Source organism: Seonamhaeicola marinus, from assembly GCF_008085455.1.
Window position 1 is genome coordinate 413,164 of sequence record NZ_VSDQ01000409.1, and the last position, 21,747, is coordinate 434,910.

General features: G+C 33.5%; 21 protein-coding genes. 17 read left to right on the forward strand and 4 right to left on the reverse strand.

The window, feature by feature from the left end:
- Positions 1–2: 2 nt before the first annotated feature.
- The 17 genes from FUA24_RS06825 to FUA24_RS06905 all read left to right on the forward strand — a co-directional run bounded on the left by FUA24_RS06825 (position 3) and on the right by FUA24_RS06905 (position 17,123).
- Positions 3–2,294: a TonB-dependent receptor family protein gene (locus tag FUA24_RS06825; protein WP_148541115.1), complete on the forward strand. Its 2,292-nt coding sequence runs from the start codon at positions 3–5 to the stop codon at positions 2,292–2,294.
- 2 nt (positions 2,295–2,296) lie between these two features.
- Positions 2,297–3,418, forward strand: coding sequence for a PQQ-dependent sugar dehydrogenase (locus FUA24_RS06830; RefSeq protein ID WP_148540870.1), 1,122 nt, complete (start codon positions 2,297–2,299; stop codon positions 3,416–3,418).
- Between the two features lie 5 nt (positions 3,419–3,423).
- Positions 3,424–3,819 carry a c-type cytochrome gene (locus FUA24_RS06835; protein ID WP_148540872.1) on the forward strand — a complete coding sequence of 132 codons (396 nt, stop codon included), beginning with the start codon at positions 3,424–3,426 and terminating at the stop codon, positions 3,817–3,819.
- Positions 3,820–3,915: 96 nt separating this feature from the next.
- Positions 3,916–5,712, forward strand: coding sequence for a hypothetical protein (locus FUA24_RS06840; protein WP_148540874.1), 1,797 nt, complete (start codon positions 3,916–3,918; stop codon positions 5,710–5,712).
- A gap of 158 nt (positions 5,713–5,870) precedes the next feature.
- Positions 5,871–6,476, forward strand: coding sequence for a uridine kinase (gene udk, locus FUA24_RS06845; RefSeq protein ID WP_148540876.1), 606 nt, complete (start codon positions 5,871–5,873; stop codon positions 6,474–6,476).
- Positions 6,476–6,799, forward strand: a complete 324-nt coding sequence (locus FUA24_RS06850; RefSeq protein WP_148540878.1) for an FtsB family cell division protein — start codon at positions 6,476–6,478, stop codon at positions 6,797–6,799. The genes udk and FUA24_RS06850 overlap by 1 nt, the downstream gene beginning before the upstream one ends.
- Positions 6,792–8,135, forward strand: coding sequence for a methylmalonyl-CoA mutase subunit beta (locus FUA24_RS06855; RefSeq protein WP_148540880.1), 1,344 nt, complete (start codon positions 6,792–6,794; stop codon positions 8,133–8,135). Before FUA24_RS06850 ends, FUA24_RS06855 begins: the two co-directional genes overlap by 8 nt.
- Positions 8,125–8,829, forward strand: coding sequence for a hypothetical protein (locus tag FUA24_RS06860; RefSeq protein WP_148540882.1), 705 nt, complete (start codon positions 8,125–8,127; stop codon positions 8,827–8,829). The genes FUA24_RS06855 and FUA24_RS06860 overlap by 11 nt, the downstream gene beginning before the upstream one ends.
- 25 nt (positions 8,830–8,854) lie before the next feature.
- Positions 8,855–11,002 (forward strand): methylmalonyl-CoA mutase, encoded by a 2,148-nt coding sequence (scpA, locus tag FUA24_RS06865; RefSeq protein WP_148540884.1) that lies wholly within the window; start codon positions 8,855–8,857, stop codon positions 11,000–11,002.
- Between the two features lie 116 nt (positions 11,003–11,118).
- Entirely contained in the window at positions 11,119–11,883 is a 765-nt protein-coding gene (locus tag FUA24_RS06870) for a ParA family protein (protein ID WP_148540886.1), read from the forward strand.
- Between the two features lie 3 nt (positions 11,884–11,886).
- Positions 11,887–12,798 (forward strand): ParB/RepB/Spo0J family partition protein, encoded by a 912-nt coding sequence (locus FUA24_RS06875; RefSeq protein WP_148540888.1) that lies wholly within the window; start codon positions 11,887–11,889, stop codon positions 12,796–12,798.
- Positions 12,788–13,402 carry a DUF5683 domain-containing protein gene (locus FUA24_RS06880; protein ID WP_148540890.1) on the forward strand — a complete coding sequence of 205 codons (615 nt, stop codon included), beginning with the start codon at positions 12,788–12,790 and terminating at the stop codon, positions 13,400–13,402. Before FUA24_RS06875 ends, FUA24_RS06880 begins: the two co-directional genes overlap by 11 nt.
- A 65-nt stretch (positions 13,403–13,467) precedes the next feature.
- Positions 13,468–14,175, forward strand: a complete 708-nt coding sequence (gene dapB / locus FUA24_RS06885) for a 4-hydroxy-tetrahydrodipicolinate reductase (protein WP_148540892.1) — start codon at positions 13,468–13,470, stop codon at positions 14,173–14,175.
- Between the two features lie 58 nt (positions 14,176–14,233).
- Positions 14,234–14,410, forward strand: a complete 177-nt coding sequence (locus FUA24_RS26110; RefSeq protein ID WP_222861327.1) for a four helix bundle protein — start codon at positions 14,234–14,236, stop codon at positions 14,408–14,410.
- A gap of 164 nt (positions 14,411–14,574) precedes the next feature.
- Positions 14,575–16,152, forward strand: coding sequence for a signal peptidase I (gene lepB, locus FUA24_RS06895; RefSeq protein WP_148540895.1), 1,578 nt, complete (start codon positions 14,575–14,577; stop codon positions 16,150–16,152).
- A 40-nt stretch (positions 16,153–16,192) separates the two neighbouring features.
- Entirely contained in the window at positions 16,193–16,813 is a 621-nt protein-coding gene (locus tag FUA24_RS06900) for a WbqC family protein (protein WP_148540897.1), read from the forward strand.
- Position 16,814: 1 nt separating this feature from the next.
- Positions 16,815–17,123, forward strand: coding sequence for a DUF6122 family protein (locus tag FUA24_RS06905; protein WP_148540899.1), 309 nt, complete (start codon positions 16,815–16,817; stop codon positions 17,121–17,123).
- Position 17,124: 1 nt separating this feature from the next.
- Here FUA24_RS06905 and FUA24_RS06910 read toward each other — a convergent pair whose 3' ends face one another.
- From FUA24_RS06910 to mutL, 4 genes are read right to left on the reverse strand one after another with little or no spacing between them, the layout of a single operon-like run.
- Positions 17,125–18,153 carry an endonuclease/exonuclease/phosphatase family protein gene (locus FUA24_RS06910; protein ID WP_148540900.1) on the reverse strand — a complete coding sequence of 343 codons (1,029 nt, stop codon included), beginning with the start codon at positions 18,151–18,153 and terminating at the stop codon, positions 17,125–17,127.
- Between the two features lie 36 nt (positions 18,154–18,189).
- The gene (locus tag FUA24_RS06915) at positions 18,190–19,071 is read right to left on the reverse strand and encodes a rhomboid family intramembrane serine protease (RefSeq protein WP_148540902.1); all 882 of its coding nucleotides are present in this window, start codon (positions 19,069–19,071) and stop codon (positions 18,190–18,192) included.
- Positions 19,072–19,079: 8 nt separating this feature from the next.
- Complete coding sequence (locus tag FUA24_RS06920; RefSeq protein WP_148540904.1) at positions 19,080–19,859, reverse strand: rhomboid family intramembrane serine protease; 780 nt, start codon at positions 19,857–19,859, stop codon at positions 19,080–19,082.
- Between the two features lie 3 nt (positions 19,860–19,862).
- On the reverse strand, positions 19,863–21,746 hold the full coding sequence (gene mutL / locus FUA24_RS06925) for a DNA mismatch repair endonuclease MutL (protein WP_148540906.1): 1,884 nt from the start codon (positions 21,744–21,746) through the stop codon (positions 19,863–19,865).
- Position 21,747 lies beyond the last annotated feature (1 nt).

Genomic DNA, 21,747 nt, shown 5'->3' on the forward strand with positions numbered 1-21,747 from the left:
TGGTGCACCAATACAGAACTTTAACCCTTATTCTAATTCTATTTACCACCCACTTATTTGGTCAGTCATCAAGTGTTACTGGTAGAATATTAGACATTTATAACACACCTCTTCAAAACGTTGAAGTTACAAATACTGCCAAACAACAATTCTTTAGTAATGCTAATGGCTATTTTGAACTGCCGAAAGAGGGAATTTACACATTTTCTAAAGAAGGTTATCATTTCCAAAACCTTAAGCTTAGATCTGGTAAGTTATACCTAATTAAACTAAAGCCAAATACATCCCAACTAAATGAAGTTATTGTAAACGCTAACCATATTCCTAAAAAGCTAAAAAATACAAGCACGAGTATTAGCATTATTTCGACCGAGGATATTGAAAGATCAAATAACATTAATATCACTTCTTCGCTAAATAGAACTCCTGGCATATTTATGCAAACTGGAGCTTTAAACACCAATAGAATTACGATACTTGGTATAGGTTCAAGAAACTTATTTGGCACCTCAAAAATAAGAGCCTATTTTAAAGACATCCCCTTAACAGATGGAAGTGGAAATACTGCCTTAGAAGATTTTGAATTGGGCTCTATTGGAAGAATAGAAGTAAATAAAGGAGCAGTGTCTAGTATCTACGGCGCTGGCTTAGGTGGTACAATAACTTTAATGCCCAAACCCACTATATTTGGCCATCATAACCTCAACAATGAATTTACTTTTGGTTCATTTGGTTTACTTAAAAACCTTACGCAACTAAATCTTCACACGAAAAAAAGTGGATTTAACCTTACTTATAGTACTACAGAAAGTGAAGGGTACCGTGATAACAACACTTACAATAGGCAAACCCTTACCTTTAATTCTACACATTTTTTGACTCCAAAAAATGAACTTGCGATTTTAGGAAGTTTTGTTGATTTAAAGGCTTTTATACCTAGTTCCTTAAATGAAGACGATTATTTAAACACACCAACTAAAGCCGCTTTTACATGGAATAGCGCTAAAGGATTTGAGGATACACAACGTGGAATTTTAGGAATTTCTTGGACGCATAGCTTTAAACCCAATTTAAAGCAAATAACGAGCATTTTCTCTTCTTTTAGAGATGGTTACGAACCTAGACCTTTTAACATTTTACAAGAAAACACCAAAGCTTACGGTATAAGAAGCAGATTATTAGGAGACTCAAAACTATTTAACCAGAACTTAAAATGGACTTTAGGAGGTGAATTCTTTAAAGATATTCATACCTATAGTACTTTCGAAAATCTATATCAAGATTTTCCTCCGGGTAATGGAAGTGTAAAAGGTAATGAATTATCTAACTTTAAAGAAAACCGAAGCTACTACAATATATTTTCAGAAATTAATCAGAACCTTTCAAAGAAAACCATAGTATCCTTTGGGATAAATCTAAATAAAACATCCTATACATTAGATGATAGATACACCGTATCTCAAAATAACGCAGACCAATCTGGATCTTATGATTTTAACGTTATAGTTTCTCCGAAATTTGGACTATCACATCAATTTTCCAGATATTCAACTTTTTACGCTAATGTTAGTCATGGCTTCTCTCCTATTTCTTTAGAAGAAACGCTGTTACCAGACGGACAAATAAATAACAGTTTAAAGCCAGAAACAGGTTGGAATTTTGAAATTGGATCCCGAGGAAATGCATTTAACCAAAAACTACAATACACATTATCACTTTACAGATTGAGCGTAAAAAATCTATTAGTTGCTAGAAGAACATCCGAGGATCAATTCATTGGTATTAATGCTGGCAAAACACATCATGATGGTATTGAAGCTTCCCTAAATTACAAAGTAATCTCATCACCTTTTTTTAACCTAAACACCACTATTAACGCAACTTTAAACCGCTATAAATTTGAAGATTTTGTTGATGATGAAAATGACTATTCCGGTAACGATTTAACAGGAGTCCCTAAAGAGGTTATTAATGCTATTATAGACTTTTCTTCTAGATTAAATATCTATGGGAATATAAACTTTCAATATGTTGGAAGAATACCAATAACAGACAGTAACAACTTATATTCAGACAATTACACAATCACCAACTTAAAGCTCGGTTTCAAAAAAAATATAAATAAAAACCTAAAAACAAATCTGTTTATTGGTTTAAATAATATCTTTGATACAAAGTATGCCTCTCAAATTTTGATAAATGCTTCAGGTTTTGGAGGTAGAGCCCCAAGATATTATTATCCAGGAAATCCTTTTAATTATTTTGGTGGTATTAACTTTAATTATTCTTTTTAGTCATGAAAAATTTTAGTCTAATCTTTATTGTTTTTATTTCATGTGTTACGTGTGCTCAACAAATAGAATCTGAGGTAAAAGCCGAAGAACCTACAAATATTAGTTACACTACTCAAATCATTGTTCCCGATTTAACAATTCCATGGGGGATGGCCTTTCTACCAGATGGCAGTCTACTTATTACTGAAAAAAGCGGAGAACTTGTTCATTTTAAAGAAGGGCAAAAAACAATTATTCAGGGTTCTCCAAACGTGTATGTTCGCGGTCAAGGAGGTTTTTTAGATATTACTTTACACCCTAACTATGCTGATAACGGATGGATTTATATGACTCATGCCTCTTCAGAAGGTGACGGTGACGGTGGTAATACAGCGTTAGTTAGAGCAAAATTGGATGGTGACAAACTTAAAGACCTAGAACTTTTATACAAGGCAGAGCCAAACACAAAAAAAGGACAACATTTTGGTTCCAGAATTGCATTTGACAATGAGGGGTACTTATATTTTTCAGTTGGGGACAGAGGAAACCGCGACGTAAACCCGCAAGACATTACAAGAGATTGTGGTAAAATTTACAGATTAAATGATGACGGTAGTATACCTCAAGACAACCCATTCGTTGGAACAGAAAATGCTAAAACTGCCATTTATAGCTACGGCCATAGAAACCCTCAAGGTATGGTTAAAAATCCTTTTACTGGAGATATATGGATACATGAACATGGCCCTCAAGGTGGAGATGAAATTAATATCATTGAAAAAGGAAAAAACTACGGTTGGCCAGTTATATCCTATGGTATCAATTACAACGGTACTTCATTCACAGATATTACTGAAAAAGATGGCATGGAACAGCCACTTTTTTATTGGGTTCCTTCTATTGCACCAAGTGGAATGACCATAGTGAGCTCTGAAAAATATCCAGACTGGAAAGGTAATATTCTGGTTGGCTCCCTAAAATTCGAATATCTTGAGCGCCTAATTTTAGAAAACGATCAAGTGGTTAAACGTGAGAAACTATTTGAAGGTTTGGGACGTGTTAGAAATGTTATTCAAGCTCCAGATGGTTATATTTATGTTGGTATTGAAAACCATGGTATTGTAAGAGTTGTTCCTGAAAACTAATAAAAATGAAAAAAACCTATTTATTTAGCTTTATCGCCTTGTTGTCATGCACTATCCTTTCTGCTCAAAATCTTGAAGAAAGCAAAAAAAGAGGAGAGGAAATTTATCTTGACTTTTGTGTTACCTGCCATATGCCTAATGGCGAAGGTACACCAAACGTGTTTCCTCCTTTAGCCAAATCTGACTATCTATTTAAAAACAGAGAAGCCAGCATTAGAGGCATTAAATTTGGACAATCTGGCGAACTTACTGTTAATGGTATAACTTATAACAGCGCTATGGCCGCTATGGGTTTAAGCGATGATGAAGTTGCAGATGTTATGAATTACATAACCAATAGCTGGGGTAATAAAAATGACAAGTTAATAACAGAAGAAGAGGTTGCAAAAATTAAAAAGTAACCCGTTTTAATATTTCTTAAAACTAAAACAATATTTAGTTACTGAAAATTCAATATTTTAGTCAACATAAACCTAACCCTAAATCCTCTCATAATCATGAACAAAAACACTTTAGTTTGTTTTGTATTTCTCTTGTTTTTAAATTTTTTTTATGCTCAAGAATATATTGAAATTCCTGTAGCGGGTATTTCAAAAGAAATTGAAAAAAAAATACTGCCTTATGATGTCATTCCAAGCGACTTTGGTTTAAACAATATATCCATAAGCCTAAGAAATGAAGGTAAAAAAGGATGGCCATATTACTCAAGTAAAATTTATAAGGTAAATTATAACCCTGAGACGAAACACTATGACACAGAAGGACTTGTTGTAAAAATAAAAAAAGAGAGCAAGTACTATACTTTAAACAAACCTGTAATAATACAAGTTAGAGCTGGTACAATCTATGGCAATGTTATCTGGACTCAAGTTAGGAGAACGCCTTCTAATTTAACCGATCCTATCGTACTAGATCAATACTCTTCGGTTGAAGGAAAACCAGAAACAAAACCTAGTTATAAGATTATTATGACTGGTAAAGAGATTAACCCCAATGTTCTTGGAAGCCTTCAAAATGGAGAAGAAATATTAATAAATGGTGGACTTTCTATCAAACTTAAAAACCGCTCGCAGCAAAAGTACATGAGTGAAATTGTTCTAAATGGCTCTCAAAAAGGAAGACTTTTCGCAAAAGCGCCCCTCGGTTCACTTATAGCGCCATCAGAACCTATTGAGGCTATGATTTCCTTTAGAACCAATTTTGGCAATTTTATATGGGCAAAATATTATGTAGAAAACAACAGGTCCAGAAGAAGAATGGATGCGCAATACCACTATTCTGGTGAAGAAGGTAAAGTAGATGCTCCTCTAAGTAAAATTGTTAAAGAATTTACACCAACAGCAACAACCGAAAAGACAACTGTTCCATCTGAAGAAACAGACACACCCCCCAATTTAGATAAGGAAAGTCTAAAAACAGAAGAGGAAACTCCCCTTAACCAAAACCTATATACCTTAAAACAACACAAAGGCACCCTTGAACTAGCAAAAGTTCCAAATGACTCCATAAAAGGAAGTTTTAAAAGTACCCTGTTAAAAGATGCTACGGTAACAGTTGCTAACCAAACTGTACAATTAAAAGGAGGCACAGCTATAAACTTTAATGCTACTAAAAAGCATATTATAACAGCTGTAGCAAATGGAGATCAAACTATTGCTACAGATTACGGTAATTTAACCCTGAAAGATGGTGAACAAATTAGATTTTCACCTTATAGAGTAACAGGTTTTCATTTAAAAGAAAATACGCCGATAAGCACTAAATACGGAGAAGTGATTGTAAAGGCAAATCATCTTGAAAAGTACGACATCACCTTAACAGATAGTGGTAAATTGATTGATTTTACCACAGCTAAAGATAAGGACTTTAGCATTGGCTCACACACTATACCAGTAGCTTCAAATAGCTTCATTAAATTTATTGATGACCAAATCTTGCAAATTAATCTAGCCCAAAATTTGGACTACGACATTGCAAATTTAAATCTAACCATAGCTCCCGGTAACGTTAACAAAACCTCAATTAAATTCAAACCTAAAACAAGTATAGTGTCAACGCTCTATATTACTCAATGTTCAGATATTATGACTTCAGATGGTCCTTTAAAAGTAAATGGTAATAGCACTATTTATTTTGAAAATAATGGCTCTAATTATACGGTAAACAGATTTGAAATAGGAGAAACAAAAGACATTAATACATATAAGAAAAACGGAAAAGTTAAACTAAAAACAGCAAAAAAAGGAAGAGATATCATTTTAGTTAATGGTAAAGTAAGAAGAATTGGTTGGTAATCTCATGAGATTTCAATTGAATTCAGACAACCAAAAAATTAATTAAAACAACAAAAACTTGTTTTTTATTTAATAATTCTCAGCAAAACACCTTTGTTTTTAAGAAAATTAAATAATTAATTTTAAATTTGCGTTTATTAGATTAGTCCAAATCACGTATGTTAATAATTGGAATAGCAGGAGGAACAGGCTGCGGAAAAACCACTGTTGTAAATCAGCTTCTTAAAGAATTGCCAGAAGGCGAAGTAGGTGTAATTTCTCAAGACTCATATTACAAAGACACATCTCATTTAACCTATGACGAACGTGTAAATATAAATTTTGACCACCCAAGATCTATAGATTTTGAATTACTTGGAGAACATTTAAATGAGCTAAAGAAAGGAACTCCCATTCATCAGCCAGTGTACTCCTTTGTAAAACACAACAGAACAGGAGATACAATCTTAACACACCCTAGAAAAGTTATGATTGTTGAAGGCATCTTAATTCTAACTAACAAAGAATTAAGAGATATGTTTGACATTAAAATTTTTGTACACGCAGACTCAGACGAACGTTTAATTAGACGTTTAAAAAGAGATATTGCAGAACGCGGACGAGATTTAGATGAAGTATTATCCCGTTATCAAAACACTTTAAAACCAATGCACGATCAGTTCATTGAACCCATGAAAGAGTACGCGGATATCATCATTCCTAACAACAAATACAATACTGTTGCCATAGATATAGTTAGAACTATCATAAACGAAAAACTATAATGTCATTTTTCAAACACAAATTCTTTAAACCATTTAAAAACGTATTCATTATCTTTTTGGTAGTGTTTGTAGTTTGGATGCTCTTTTTTGATTCTAACTCTCTTTTAATTCATCAGGATTTAAACTCTGAAATGGATGACTTAAATAATGAGAAAGAATACTATCAAAAGGAAACAGAAAAAGACAATAAAGAAATTAAAGAATTAAGCACCAAAGAAGGCTTAGAAAAATTTGCCAGGGAAGAATATTACATGAAACGTGATAATGAAGAAATTTTTATTATCGAATATGAAGATAGCTTAAAAGTTAAAACTAATGAGTAAAAGGTTATTTAATGCGTTTGATTCGGTTTCAGCAAAACAATGGAAACAAAAAATTCAGTTCGATTTAAAGGGAGCTGATTATAATGATTCCCTTGTTTGGCATACAAATGACGACATCTCTGTTAAACCCTTTTATCACTCAGAAGATTTTAACTCACCTCATTCTACATCTAAGACAAAAGCTACAGAATGGCAGATTTGCGAAACTATTTTTGTGGCAGATGAAGAAAAATCTAATGTATCAGCAATTCATGCACTTAATAAAGGAGCAGAAAGCATCAAATTCATTATTCCTTCGCAAGATATTGTTTTAGACACCTTGTTAAAAGATATAGACACTTCTTCTACACCGGTGTATTGCCAGCTTCAGTTTTTATCTATTGATTTTGTTAATAAACTAAAAGCATCCAAAGGCATCCAAGTAGACGTTGACGTTATTGGAAACTTGGCCAGATCAGGTAATTGGTATAATAATTTAAAAGATGACCTCTCTTATCAAAAAGAAATAATACATAAAACAAATAGTTTTAATGTAGATGTTGCTTTGTATCAAAATGCTGGAGCAAATATGATACAACAACTAGCTTATGCTCTTGCTCATGCAAATGAATACCTAAACCTATTAGATACCCATACTGTTAAAGTAAGCTTTACTGCATCTGTTGGCTCTAATTATTTCTTTGAAATTGCAAAACTACGAGCGCTCAGATTGCTTTGGGCAACCTTAGCCGAGACTTATGACGCTAATTCCGACTGCCAAATTTTTGTTTCCCCCACAAAACGAAACAAAACTCTATACGACTACAACACCAATATGTTACGTACCACAACAGAATGCATGAGTGCTATTTTGGGAGGAGCAAACACTATTTCTAACCTACCGTACGATGCTGTTTTCCATAAAAGCAATGCATTTGGAAATAGAATAGCAAGAAATCAGCTATTAGTGTTAAAACATGAAAGCTATTTTAACAAAGTAAACAATCCTGCCGATGGTGCCTATTATATTGAATCTTTAACAAATCAACTAGCCCATAAGGCGCTTATATTGTTCAAAACTATTGAAGCTAATGGTGGCTTTTTAAACCAGTTAAAAGATGGCACTATTCAGAGAAAGATTAAAGAAAGTGCATATAAAGAACAAGAACAATTCGATAATGGTGAAAACATTTTATTAGGAACAAATAAACACCCCAATAAAAATGACAAAATGAAGGATGACTTAGAATTGTATCCTTTTTTAAAGCATAACAAAAGAAAAACATTATTAGAACCTATTTTAGAAAAACGATTGGCAGAAACTATTGAACAAGAACGTTTAAAACATGAAGCCTAAAGCTATATCACAAATAAAATCCATGACATCAATTTTTAAACTTTTAGCCCTTACCTTAACTGTTGTTTTATTTAATTGTAAAAATGAAACTATAGATATGGAATATAAATTTTCCAACATGCCTGAAGCCGTTACCTGTGAAGTTACAAACAAAAAACTCTATCAGGAAGCTTTGTATTCTTTTGAAATGGATATTCTAAATTTCTACGGTAAAAACAATAGAAATGAAAATGCATTACCAAACCTAACCTATGCCTATAACTTATTTGTAAGAAATGCTATTTATAGTAGAGTCCCTTATGAAAGTGTTGTATCTCAGCATTCCTTAGAGGTTTTCAAAGCGCTTAAAAACGATAACACGCTTTGGGATGCCGAAAACACTAAAAGCCATTTAAATTACGATAGCGATGTGATTTCTTGCATTGCCAAAAACATAAAAAACGAAAACCTGAACACTTCATTTAACGCGTTACTTTCCATTGACGATTTAAGTCCAAAACTCTTTGGAGCACCTTTGGCTTCAAACTCAAAAAATGCATTAAGTGATAAACATTTGGCCACATACATTGCGCTAGACCTTTATTATTCAAAGCTGTTTGATGTAGACTTAACTACTATAGCACCAAAAGCGCAGGAGCCAAAAATGGAAAAAGTAGATTTTAACAAAGTCCCTAAAAACAATTCAAGTTCATAAATTTTAAAAATTGCCAAACATTTAATTGAGAAAAGACATTCAACATATTACCCTTAAAACCAATAAAAATTCTGAGGATTCCGATTTAACATCATTTGAAACCGCAGAAGGTATTGATGTAAAATCGACCTATACCTCAGAAGATTTACAAGCTATTGAGCATTTGGATTTTGCAGCAGGTATTGCCCCTAATCTAAGAGGACCTTACAGCACGATGTATGTGCGCAGGCCTTGGACCATAAGACAATACGCAGGTTTTTCAACAGCAGAAGAAAGCAATGCTTTTTACAGAAGAAACCTAGCTGCTGGACAAAAAGGGTTATCTGTTGCATTTGATCTGGCTACCCATAGAGGTTACGACAGTGATCATGAACGTGTGGTTGGCGATGTTGGAAAAGCAGGTGTAGCAATAGATTCGGTTGAAGATATGAAAATACTTTTTGACCAGATTCCGTTAGATAAAATGTCGGTTTCCATGACCATGAACGGTGCGGTATTGCCAATTATGGCTTTTTATATTGTGGCTGCAGAAGAACAAGGTGTAAAACCAGAATTACTTTCTGGAACTATTCAAAATGATATTCTTAAGGAGTTTATGGTACGAAATACTTATATCTACCCTCCTACACCTTCAATGAAAATCATTTCTGATATTTTTGAATTTACCAGCAAGAACATGCCAAAATTTAATAGCATTAGTATTTCTGGGTACCATATGCAGGAAGCAGGTGCTACATGTGATATTGAATTAGCCTACACCCTTACAGATGGTTTAGAATATATAAGAAAAGGGTTGGCGGCAGGCATGGATATAGACACCTTTGCTCCAAGATTATCGTTCTTTTGGGCTATAGGCATGAATCATTTTATGGAAATAGCTAAAATGCGTGCTGCCAGAATGCTTTGGGCTAAATTGGTAAAACAATTTACCCCTAAAAACCCAAAATCTTTAGCTTTAAGAACACATTGCCAAACCTCTGGCTGGAGTTTAACGGAACAAGACCCTTTCAATAATGTAGCGCGAACAACTATTGAGGCAGCTGCGGCTGCTTTTGGAGGCACTCAAAGTTTACATACCAACGCATTAGACGAGGCCATTGCCTTACCCACAGATTTTTCTGCTAGAATAGCAAGAAACACTCAGATCTATCTCCAAGAAGAAACTAAAATCACAAAAACTGTTGATCCATGGGCAGGAAGCTTTTATGTTGAAAAACTAACGCACGACATTGCTCAAAAAGCTTGGTCTTTAATTGAAGAAGTTGAAGCCTTGGGCGGTATGACCAAAGCCATTGAGGCAGGTATCCCTAAATTGCGCATTGAAGAGGCCGCCGCTAGAAAGCAGGCAAGAATAGATTCTGGTCAAGATATTATTGTTGGCGTAAACAAATACATATTACAAGAGGAAGCTCCGATTACTACTTTAGAAGTAGATAATCAGACCGTAAGAAACCAACAAATAGATGGATTAAACAAGATCAAAGCCAAAAGAAACACTAAAAAAGTACAAACAGCGCTTTCAAAATTAACTCAGGCAGCAAAAGCATGGACTAATTCTAAAGATTCTCTTTTGTCAGAGCACAAGAATTTATTAGCTTTAGCAGTAGATGCCGCAAGAGAACGAGCTACATTAGGGGAAATTAGTGATGCTTTAGAAACAGTCTTTGGTCGTTACAAAGCTCAAGTTAAATCATTCTCAGGCGTATATAGCAAAGAAGTGAAAGACGATAAATCATTTAAAAAAGCACAAGAATTAGCCGATATTTTTGCCGATCAAGATGGGAGAAGGCCTCGAATTATGATTGCAAAAATGGGACAAGACGGTCACGATCGCGGCGCTAAAGTTGTGGCTACAGCTTATGCAGATATTGGTTTTGATGTAGATATTGGACCACTATTCCAAACTCCTAAGGAAGCCGCTAAACAGGCCGTTGAAAATGATGTACATATTTTAGGCGTGTCATCTTTAGCTGCTGGTCATAAAACCTTAGTGCCACAAGTTATAGAAGAACTTAAAAATTTTGGTAGAGATGATATTATGGTTATTGTTGGTGGCGTAATACCAAAACAAGATTACCAATTCTTATTTGATGCAGGAGCTTTAGCTGTATTTGGCCCTGGTACAAAAATTAGTGATGCCGCTATTAAAATGCTTAATATTCTTATCGATTAAAACGACTTATTCGATTAAAATCATATCATTTCAACAATTAATCTCTTGTTAACAAAATAGGTTTTTATTCCTCATAAATAATTGTATTTTTACCATTAAATAAACCTTTCTAATTAATGGGCAAAATAATAGCTATTGCTAATCAAAAAGGTGGTGTGGGCAAAACTACCACTTCTATTAATTTAGCCGCTTCCCTTGGTGTTCTTGAAAAAAAAGTATTGTTAATTGATGCTGATCCTCAAGCAAATGCAACTTCGGGAATTGGTATAGATGTAGAATCTGTTGAAGTGGGCACCTACCAACTTCTAGAACACTCGCATTCACCAAAAGAAGCCATTTTAGAAACAGATACACCCAATTTAGATATCATTCCAGCGCATATTGATCTGGTTGCCATCGAAATTGAATTGGTTGACAAAGAGTCTAGGGAGTACATGTTAAAAAAGGCTATTAAAGATGTTAAAGATGATTATGACTACATCCTGATAGACTGTGCGCCATCATTAGGTTTATTAACGCTTAATGCCCTAACCGCAGCAGACGCTGTAATTATTCCAATTCAATGTGAATATTTTGCGTTAGAAGGTTTAGGAAAGCTTTTAAACACTATTAAAAGTGTACAAAAGATTCACAATAAAAATTTAGATATAGAAGGCTTATTGCTAACCATGTATGATTCTCGCTTAAGGTTATCTAATCAGGTTGTAGAAGAAGTACAAAAGCATTTTAACAATATGGTTTTTCAAACCATAATTCAAAGAAATATACGTTTAAGTGAAGCTCCAAGTTACGGAGAGAGTATAATTAATTATGATGCTAGTAGCAAAGGTGCCAACAATTACTTAAGTTTGGCAAAAGAAATCATCAATAAAAACGCTTAAAATATGGCCAAGGCAAATAAGAAGCAAGCTTTAGGAAGAGGTTTGTCGGCACTTTTAAAAGACCCAGAAAACGACATCAAATCTGCACAAGATGAAGGTGCAGACAAGGTTGTGGGAAATATTATTGAATTGGATTTAGATTTTATAGAAGTAAATCCATTTCAGCCAAGAACAAGTTTTAATGAGGAAGCACTTCAAGAATTAGCTACTTCAATAAAAGAATTGGGTGTTATACAGCCAATTACTGTTAGAAAGTTAGAGTTTAATAAATACCAGTTAGTTTCTGGTGAAAGACGTTTTAGAGCTGCCAGATTAATTGGCCTCGAAACCATACCTGCGTACGTAAGAATTGCAAACGATCAAGAATCTTTAGAGATGGCATTGGTTGAAAATATTCAGCGTCAGGATTTAGACCCTATAGAGATTGCATTGTCTTACCAACGTTTAATAGATGAAATTAATCTTACTCAAGAGCAAATGAGTGAACGTGTGGGTAAAAAACGTTCTACAATTACAAATTATTTACGTTTATTAAAACTAGACCCTATCATTCAAACAGGAATGAGAGATGGTTTTATTTCTATGGGACATGGTCGTGCACTTATCGCTGTAGAAGACGTTAACACTCAGTTAGATATTTATGAAAAAGTCCTTCAAAATGAGCTATCTGTAAGAGCTACCGAAGACTTAATTAGAAACTTCAATACAACCAAAGAAGTTAAACTTCCATCAAAAGAAACAGAGCCAGAAGAAACACCAAAATTTATCAAAAAAGGGATTGGTGTATTTTCAGAATACTTTGGGCACAAAATTGACGTTAAAGTCTCTAAGAATGGTTCAGGAAAAATTTCGATTCCTTTTCATTCTGAAGAAGATTTCATTCGTATTAAAAAATTAATTCAAGGTGCTAAATAAATTCACAATTGTTAGTGTATTAGCCTTTTTATTTTGTTTTTCAGTTGTTGCTCAAGAAAAAGAGAGAAAATCAAGGCGCAAAAAACTTTCTAAAGAAATTGTAATTGACTCGGTCATTACAAGAGAGCCTATAAACCCGTTGGCCCCATCAAAAGCTGCGTTTTATTCGGCTATTTTTCCAGGTTTAGGACAAATCTATAATAAGAAGTATTGGAAAGTCCCTATTGTTTGGGGAGCCATGGGAGCTGGAATTTACTTTTACACCACAAATAACAAGGAATATAACAGATATAGAGATGCCTATAAAAGTAGGCTTGCAGGTTTTACTAATGATGAGTTTTTAACTCAGAATCCAGACGGCTCTATTACAGAACGTGTAACTCTAGACGGTTTACAACGTGCTCAAAATTTTTACCGAAGAAATAAAGATATTTCCTTGTTAGTAACCATTGGTATTTATGCCTTAAATATCATTGATGCTAATGTTGATGCTCATTTATTACAATATAATGTTGATGAAAACTTATCTTTGTCTCCGCATTATAAATTTAATGAGTTTGATGGCACGGGAAATGCCGGATTAACCTTAAATTTTAAATTTTAGACTGTTTACAAGTCATTAAAAAAACTAATGATTCTCTTTAATACGGGAATGACAAAAAACTTTATATGAAAATTGCTTTACTAGGATACGGACGTATGGGACAAACCATAGAGAAAATAGCAATAAGCCGAGGACATGATGTTGTTTTAAAAATTGATAAAGATGATACTGATTATGACATTACCGTTGCCGACGTAGCTATAGATTTCAGCCTACCTTCTGCAGCTTATGGCAACATTACCAATTGCTTAAACAATGGTGTGCCGGTGGTTTCTGGAACTACTGGATGGCTAGAAAAATATGATGATGCCATAGCGCTGTGTAAAGAAAAGAATGGTGCTTTTATTTATGCTTCTAATTTTAGTTTAGGTGTAAACATCTTTTTTGAACTTAATAAAGTTTTGGCTAAAATGATGGGCAATTTAAAAGAGTACAATGTTACCATGGAGGAGATTCATCATACAAAAAAATTAGATGCTCCAAGCGGAACAGCCATAACATTAGCAGAGGGTGTTATTGAAAACAACAGTAACTATAATGCTTGGGAACTAGATACAGCTAATTCTGAAACATCTATACCAATTGTTGCAAAACGTATTGGCGATGTACCAGGAACACATTCAATTAATTACGCTAGTGAAGTTGACAGCATAAACATAGAACATGTAGCGCATAACAGACAAGGTTTTGCTCTTGGTGCTGTGGTGGCGGCTGAATGGTTATCGAAAGATAAAACTGGTGTGTTTTCTATGAAAGACGTGTTAGGTCTGTAAATGACAATTGTTGATTGATTAATGATTTAAAAATTAGAACCAAGATATTTGCACATAATTGTGTAATACCTGTTCAAACCCTATTATTTTAGGAAATCACATTAAGAAACAATTAATTAGATCCTCCTCTTCCGTGGCTGCCAATTATAGAGCATCCTGTCTGACTAAAACTAAAAAAAGCTCTATATCTAAAATCAGCATTGTAATTGAAGAAGTAGATAAAAGTTACTTTTGAATTGAATTTATTGTTGATGAAGGACGAATTCCTAAAGATTCTTGTAAAACTTTGTTAAATGAAGCTAATCAATTAACTAGAATTTTTATTTCATCTAGAAAAACTGCAAATTTGAACTTAAAAATTAATCAATTGTCAATAGACAATTATCAATTAAATAAATTATGAATTTATCACAATGGTTTATATTGATTTTAATTCTTCAGGTTGTTCATGCATTAGGCACCTGGAAATTATACATTAAAGCAGGAAGAAAAGCTTGGGAAGCTTTTGTCCCTATTTATAATGGGGTTGTTTTAATGAAAATAATTAATAGACCATGGTGGTGGATTATTCTCCTATTCCTACCGATTGTAAATTTATTCATGTTGGTAATTATATGGGTAGAAACAGCAAGAAGTTTTGGTAAAAACCAATACACCGATACCTTTCTGGCCGTTATAACTTTAGGGTTTTATAATTATTACCTAAATTATGTGGCAGATGTCTCCTATGTTGAAAACAGGGATATTAACCCTAAGTCGTCTTCAGGGGAATGGACCAGCTCTATACTATTCGCAATTGTGGCGGCTACTATTGTACATACGTACTTTATGCAACCGTTCACCATACCTTCTTCTTCTTTAGAAAAATCGTTACTAGTTGGAGATTTCTTGTTTGTTAGTAAATTTCACTACGGCGCTAGAGTACCAATGACAACAGTGGCAGCTCCTATGGTTCATGACACCATTCCTGTACTTAAAAATAAATCGTATTTGTTTGATGATCATAAAGACAGTGATTCTTGGATAAACAAACTACAATTGCCATATTTAAGACTTCCGGGGTTTCAAAAAATAAAAAGAAACGATATTGTTGTTTTTAATCAACCAGCGGATACTTTAAGAAATATGGATGATTTTAATCCAGATAGAAACTACTACAAACCGATTGACAAAAAGACCAATTTGGTAAAACGTTGTGTGGGTATTCCTGGAGACTCATTAGAAATTAAGGATGGCTTTGTATACATTAATGGTAAGAAAAATGAATTGCCAGATAGAGCTCATTTACAATTTAGTTACTACGTACAACCTAAGTCTCATATGTTCAACCCTAAAACGGTAAAAGAAAAATATGATATTACAGACGGATTTGGTATTGTAAACAAAGAAAACACCTATTATTTCTCTGCCATTTCAGATGAGGCTCTTGCTAAATTTAAAAGCGACCCTAACGTAGTTAGCATTACACCCAATAAAGAAAAAGAAGGAGAAAGAGATGCTAATATTTTCCCTCACGACTCCAATTATGATTGGAATATAGATTTCTTTGGTCCTTTATATATTCCTGAAGAAGGAAAAACAGTGGATCTTAATTTAGATGTGTTGCCACTTTACAAAAGAATAATTGAAGAGTATGAACATAATACCCTTAAGGTAAAAGGCAATCAAATTTACATTAATGGAGAACTAGCTAATAGCTATACATTTAAACAAGATTACTACTGGATGATGGGTGATAACCGCCATAACTCTATAGATGCAAGACGATGGGGATTTGTACCATTTGATCATGTACTTGGTAAACCTGTTTTCATTTGGATGAGTTGGGATGGTTTCCCTAACGGTAGATGGAAACGTTTCTTTACAACTGTAAGCGGTAGTGGTGAACCAACATCATACTTAATTCCATTTTTAATTTTCCTAGCTGGTTCAATAGGATTTAATAAATGGCGTAAACGCAAGGCTGCTAAGGCTTAAACACCTGTCGTTCCAACCAAGATTGGAATAGCATTAGGAGATGAATATTATTATACATCCAACATATTTTCCAAGCATAGCCCATTTTGTTGCTATGGCCAAATCTGAAACTGTATGTCTAGAGGTTGAAGACAATTTTATAAAACAGACCTATAGAAATCGAGCATACATTTATGGTGCCAATGGTAAAATATCCTTGAATATTCCTGTTGTTTACTCGCAAAAAAATAGACAGCAGTATAGGGATGTAAAAGTTTTTAATGAAGACAAGTGGCAAGCCAATCATTGGAAATCCTTACTTTCAGCTTATAGTACATCTCCTTTTTTTGAATATTATGCTGATGAACTGCAGCCCTTATTTACTGAAAAAGTAGAATTTGTTTTAGATTTTAATTTAAAGTGTTTTGAAACTGTTTGTGACTGTTTACAATTAGATTTAAATCTGTCTAAGACTACAGTCTTTGAAAAGGAGATAGAACATAAAGTTGACTTTAGACCTCTTGTAAACGCAAAAAAGGAGCAACCTCAGCAATTTGATATGTATACCCAAGTATTTTCTAATAAACATGGGTTTATTAGCAACCTTAGTATTTTAGATTTACTTTTTAATGAAGGACCAAACGCTGTTAATTATCTAGAATCTCAAACCGTCACTTTATAAAATGCTACAACCACTTGCTCATTATGGATGTCATTTTTTACTACCACTAGCCATAGCGTTCATATGGTATAAGCCCATTTGGGTAAAGGCATATTTTATAATGCTTTTAGGTATATTAATAGACTTAGACCATTTATTGGCCACACCAATATTTGATCCAAACAGATGTAGTATTAATTTTCATCCACTTCACTCCTATTATGCTATAGGCATTTACATTATATTATTATTTCCAAAGAAAACTAGATTAATTGGCTTAGGGTTAGTGGTCCATATAATTGCAGATATAACGGACTGCTCCTTCATGTAAACTATTCTTTTGGAGCTACTGTGGCCATAATTGGAAAATGATCAGAATAGTGCGTATTATAAGACTTAAATCCGTTTACATTAAAGTCTTTATCCGCTAAAACAAAATCAATTCTCATAGGGAAAAACTCAAACTCATGGGTGCGTCCAAACCCTGAACCCGCAATGGCATAGGCGTCTTGTAAATCCTCACCCTTTATCTTTCTATACACATACGAAAAGGCCGTATTATTAAAGTCGCCACAAACCACAGTTTTGTACTTACACTGATCTTTATGCATTAAGAACAATTCTGCTTGAAATTGTTGCATTTTAAATGTATTACCTACCCGTTTTATGAGTCGTTCAGAATCCTCGTTTTTTAAGTGCTTTACGTCAGCGCGAATTCTTAGAGACTCCAAATGTATGTTATAAATTCTAAACGTATCATTAGCACGAACAACATCGGCATAGATAGCATTATTACCAGTATCTGGAAATTCAATGGAACCCGAGTTTATAATTGGAAAACGTGAAAAGATAGCTTGTCCGTATTTTGTTTTTTTACCTGATAATTTTTCAAACTTATATTCAAAAAACGACAAATCTATATTCTTATGAGGGTGATATTCCTGAACACTTAGAATATCAGGGGATTCGGTTCTTAAAAAACCCTCAATCTTTTCTTCAACATTATCCTCTTTAATCCAATTATACAAATTGAATAATCTAACATTATAGTTCATTACCTTAATGTTATTAGGACTTTCTACACGTTTTGCTGATGCAAACTTATACAAAGAACCAAACCAAATATACCCGAGAAATAAAATAGCAAAAGACAAGAAGAATTGCCTTTTTAATCTAATTCCCCAATACAATGCAAATATGATATTAACAATAATTAGAAGAGATACCCCTAAGTTAAGAACCGATAAAAATGAAAATGCTTTTGGTGGTAAAAAAGGAAGTATAAAAGACAATAGTAAAACCAGAGCAAATAGAATATTAATGAAGTAGATGATCTTATTTATAAAACTAAGTCTCTTCATTAAACATTAATTTGTTAGGTTATCTAAATTTAAGAATTATTTTCCCGCTCTAAAAAGTAAGTCTTTTTCTTCAGCCGTTAAACTATCATAACCACTTTTACTAATCTTATCGAGAATTACATCAATTTTTTTCTGATTATTAAACTCATTAAAATCAGCTTTAGTATAACCGCCTACTTTACTTTTATTTTTATGAACTGTTTTTAATTTACTTTTCTTTGAAGCCTTAAACATGTTAGATAATGAATTCATTAATTTTTCAATCCAACTACCAATATCTTTCCCTGCTTCAAGTCGTTTTGTATAAAAGTAGCCTAAAAACGCACCTCCAAGATGCGCTAGTTCTCCACCCGCATTGGCAATAGGAATTGAAGAAATAAATAAAATTGTATATAAAGCTGAAAGTACCCAAAGTGGAATTCTTAGAATATTAAAAAAATTAAAGATATAATTAGGCGCCTTAGCTGTAACACCAAACAATACGGCAAAAACAGCTCCAGAAGCTCCCAAAAGGATACTTCCGTTGGTTTTCGTTAGAGCCGGAAAAATATTGTATGATAAGATATAAGCAATGCCCGCAACAAGGCCACCTAAAATATAATATTTTAGTAAAAGTTTAGAACTGAAAAAACTCAGGAATATTCTTCCAAAGAAATACAATGCCACCATATTTCCAAGTAAATGCCAAAACTCGGTGTGTAAAAAGAAATATGAGACAAGAGTCCAAGGTTTAAAAATAAGTTCGCCTATATTGGCAGGAACGGCAAAGTAATTTGTAAAAAAGCTCGTCTTAGAATCTGTGAATAAAAATACTAAAGTGGTTATTAATGAAACAATTGCAAAAACACCAATGTTTAGTATCATCAATTTTTCATGAATAGCAGCTAGATTGTATTTTATTTTTAGTTCTTTCCACATAACTATTTCTATCTATATCTAAATCCTTTTTTTCTCCAATATAACATAATTAATAACCCTATTAGAGCACCTCCTATGTGGGCGAAATGACCAATACTAAATCCAAACATTGAAGTTCCTCCAAAGAAACCAGCTATAATTTCATACCCTAATAATAAAGGAATAAAATACTTGGCTTTAATTGGTATAGGTAAAAACAATAACATTAACTCACTATTTGGAAACATCATACCAAAAGCTACAAGAATTCCCATTATACATCCAGATGCACCAAGACTCTTGCCTAAAAATATTTGTAAAAGGGTTCTCCAATTATCCTCTCCTATTATTTCTACCCAACGTTCATTATATTTCCCTTCATTTAAAGCGGCAATTAAGGTATCAGTATCTAATCCTTGATCAACTAAAGGAGCTGTAATTGAATAAAAATTATAATAATCTATTGCTAATGGTAATAAAGTAGCTCCTAGCCCCGCGGAAATATAAAAAAATAAAAATTTATTCCTTCCCCACATTTGCTCAAGTGGTGTACCGAACATCCATAGTCCTAACATATTAAACAAAATATGCAAAGGAAAAATCGATGGACCACTACCATAATCTACATAGGATCCATGCATAAACATATGAGTAATAACCTGCCATGGCTTAAACATATCATTTTTTGGAAAATGCATTGCAAAAAGGTTATCGAATGTACTACCGTATTGTCCAACTGTTAATGTTCCAACCCAAAAAACAATATTAATGATTATTAAATGTTTTACGGTTTCTGAAATTCGCATCATACTCTAAATAAATTTTTTATCCAATTCATCTACACTCATCGTAATAAATGTGATTTTATTAGTAGGTGTAACGTTGGGTTCTTTACAAGCAAATAGTTTGTTTACTAAATGCTCTTGTTCATCTTTCTTTAAGCCCTGACCTGTTTTAATAGCCAAACTTTTAGCCATAGATTTTGCCAATAAGTCCGCTGCGCTAAAATGCGCATCTGGCACTTCATTTTCTACATCACTTATAAGCTGTTCCAAGATAATAGACACCTCACTTTCAGGTACACTAACAGGTACACCAGTAATCTCTACGGCTTCTTCTAAAACGTTAGAAAACACAAAACCAGTATGTTCTAAATCGTCTTTTAATTGTTTTAATATTTGAATTTCTTGTACAGAAAAATGAAGCTGTAACGGAAATAATAATTGTTGACTTACCGCTTCTTTTATTGTTATATTCTTTAAGAAATCTTCATATAAAATACGTTGATGAGCTCTATGCTGGTCTATCAACAACATACCAGATTTAATAGTGCTTACTATGTATTTATTATGAAGTTGATAGGTAGTATTTACTTGCTCTACAGCCGAATCATCTTCAAAAATTGAAGCGTTAGTCTCTTCACTTTCAAACTGTACTTCACTAAAATCGGTTTCAGTTTCAAAATCGTTACTCTTCGATTCTAAACCAACATATAAACTTTCCCAGTTTGCCGTTTGTTGTTTCTTATAAGAAGCACCTCCAGAGGAAGGCGAAGAAAACGATTTACTTTGTACCGGTTCAACCTCATCTTTAAACGGATTAAACGTTCTATCAATCTCTATAGTAGGCGCACTAGTATGTTTTCCTTTTAAATCATATGGCGTATCTAAACTAGCATCGCGTTCAAAATCCAGAACTGGTGCAATATTAAATTGCCCTAAACTATGTTTTACAGCTGAGCGTAGGAGTGCGTACAAGGTATGTTCGTCATCAAACTTTATCTCCGTTTTAGTCGGATGAATATTAATATCAATAGTTTGCGGATCTACACTAAGGTTTAAAAAATAGCTTGCATGGGTTCCACTTTTAAGTAAACCTTCAAATGCAGAAGCAATGGCATGATTTAAATAGGCACTTTTTATAAACCTATTATTTACAAAAAAGTATTGTTCTCCACGTGTTTTTTTTGCGTACTCTGGTTTACCAACAAATCCAGAAATTTTTAACACTTCTGTATCTTCTTCAACAGGCACCAACTTTTCATTAGTTTTAGTACCGAAGATGTTTACAATTCGTTGTCTGTAATTACTAACTGGTAAATTAAATGTTTCACTGCCATTATTATACAATGCAAAACCTAAATCGCAATGTGCTAAAGCCACTCTATGAAACTCGTCAATAATATGACGTAATTCCACGGCATTAGACTTTAAAAAATTTCTTCGCGCAGGGATGTTATAAAATAAGTTCTTTACAGAAACCGAGGTCCCTTTGGGTGTAACAACAACATCTTGAGAAACAACATTACTGCCTTCAATAACTATACTGGTACCAACATCATCTTGCTCTTGTTTTGTTTTTAACTCCACATGCGCAATAGCTGCAATACTTGCTAAAGCTTCACCTCTAAAGCCTTTGGTGTGTAATTGAAATAAATCCTCGGCATTCCTGATTTTAGACGTAGCATGACGCTCAAAACTTAATCTTGCATCTGTAACGCTCATACCTTTACCATTATCAATAACTTGAATAAGGGTTTTTCCAGCGTCTTTTATGATTAGTTTTATAGTTGAAGCACCAGCATCAATAGCATTCTCAAGTAATTCTTTTACCACAGAGGCAGGACGTTGTACAACTTCTCCAGCGGCTATTTGATTTGCTACATGATCAGGTAAAAGCTGTATGATGTCTGCCATG

Excerpts from the sequence above, each read along its gene's own strand:
- FUA24_RS06830 (WP_148540870.1), top strand. The coding sequence starts at position 2,297 with ATGAAAAATTTTAGTCTAATCTTTATTGTTTTTATTTCATGTGTTACG.
- FUA24_RS06835 (WP_148540872.1), top strand. The coding sequence starts at position 3,424 with ATGAAAAAAACCTATTTATTTAGCTTTATCGCCTTGTTGTCATGCACT.
- FUA24_RS06840 (WP_148540874.1), top strand. The coding sequence starts at position 3,916 with ATGAACAAAAACACTTTAGTTTGTTTTGTATTTCTCTTGTTTTTAAAT.
- udk (WP_148540876.1), top strand. The coding sequence starts at position 5,871 with ATGTTAATAATTGGAATAGCAGGAGGAACAGGCTGCGGAAAAACCACT.
- FUA24_RS06850 (WP_148540878.1), top strand. The coding sequence starts at position 6,476 with ATGTCATTTTTCAAACACAAATTCTTTAAACCATTTAAAAACGTATTC.
- FUA24_RS06855 (WP_148540880.1), top strand. The coding sequence starts at position 6,792 with ATGAGTAAAAGGTTATTTAATGCGTTTGATTCGGTTTCAGCAAAACAA.
- FUA24_RS06860 (WP_148540882.1), top strand. The coding sequence starts at position 8,125 with ATGAAGCCTAAAGCTATATCACAAATAAAATCCATGACATCAATTTTT.
- FUA24_RS06870 (WP_148540886.1), top strand. The coding sequence starts at position 11,119 with ATGGGCAAAATAATAGCTATTGCTAATCAAAAAGGTGGTGTGGGCAAA.
- FUA24_RS06875 (WP_148540888.1), top strand. The coding sequence starts at position 11,887 with ATGGCCAAGGCAAATAAGAAGCAAGCTTTAGGAAGAGGTTTGTCGGCA.
- dapB (WP_148540892.1), top strand. The coding sequence starts at position 13,468 with ATGAAAATTGCTTTACTAGGATACGGACGTATGGGACAAACCATAGAG.
- lepB (WP_148540895.1), top strand. The coding sequence starts at position 14,575 with ATGAATTTATCACAATGGTTTATATTGATTTTAATTCTTCAGGTTGTT.
- FUA24_RS06900 (WP_148540897.1), top strand. The coding sequence starts at position 16,193 with ATGAATATTATTATACATCCAACATATTTTCCAAGCATAGCCCATTTT.
- FUA24_RS06905 (WP_148540899.1), top strand. The coding sequence starts at position 16,815 with ATGCTACAACCACTTGCTCATTATGGATGTCATTTTTTACTACCACTA.
- FUA24_RS06910 (WP_148540900.1), bottom strand. The coding sequence starts at position 18,153 with ATGAAGAGACTTAGTTTTATAAATAAGATCATCTACTTCATTAATATT.
- FUA24_RS06915 (WP_148540902.1), bottom strand. The coding sequence starts at position 19,071 with ATGTGGAAAGAACTAAAAATAAAATACAATCTAGCTGCTATTCATGAA.
- FUA24_RS06920 (WP_148540904.1), bottom strand. The coding sequence starts at position 19,859 with ATGATGCGAATTTCAGAAACCGTAAAACATTTAATAATCATTAATATT.
- mutL (WP_148540906.1), bottom strand. The coding sequence starts at position 21,746 with ATGGCAGACATCATACAGCTTTTACCTGATCATGTAGCAAATCAAATA.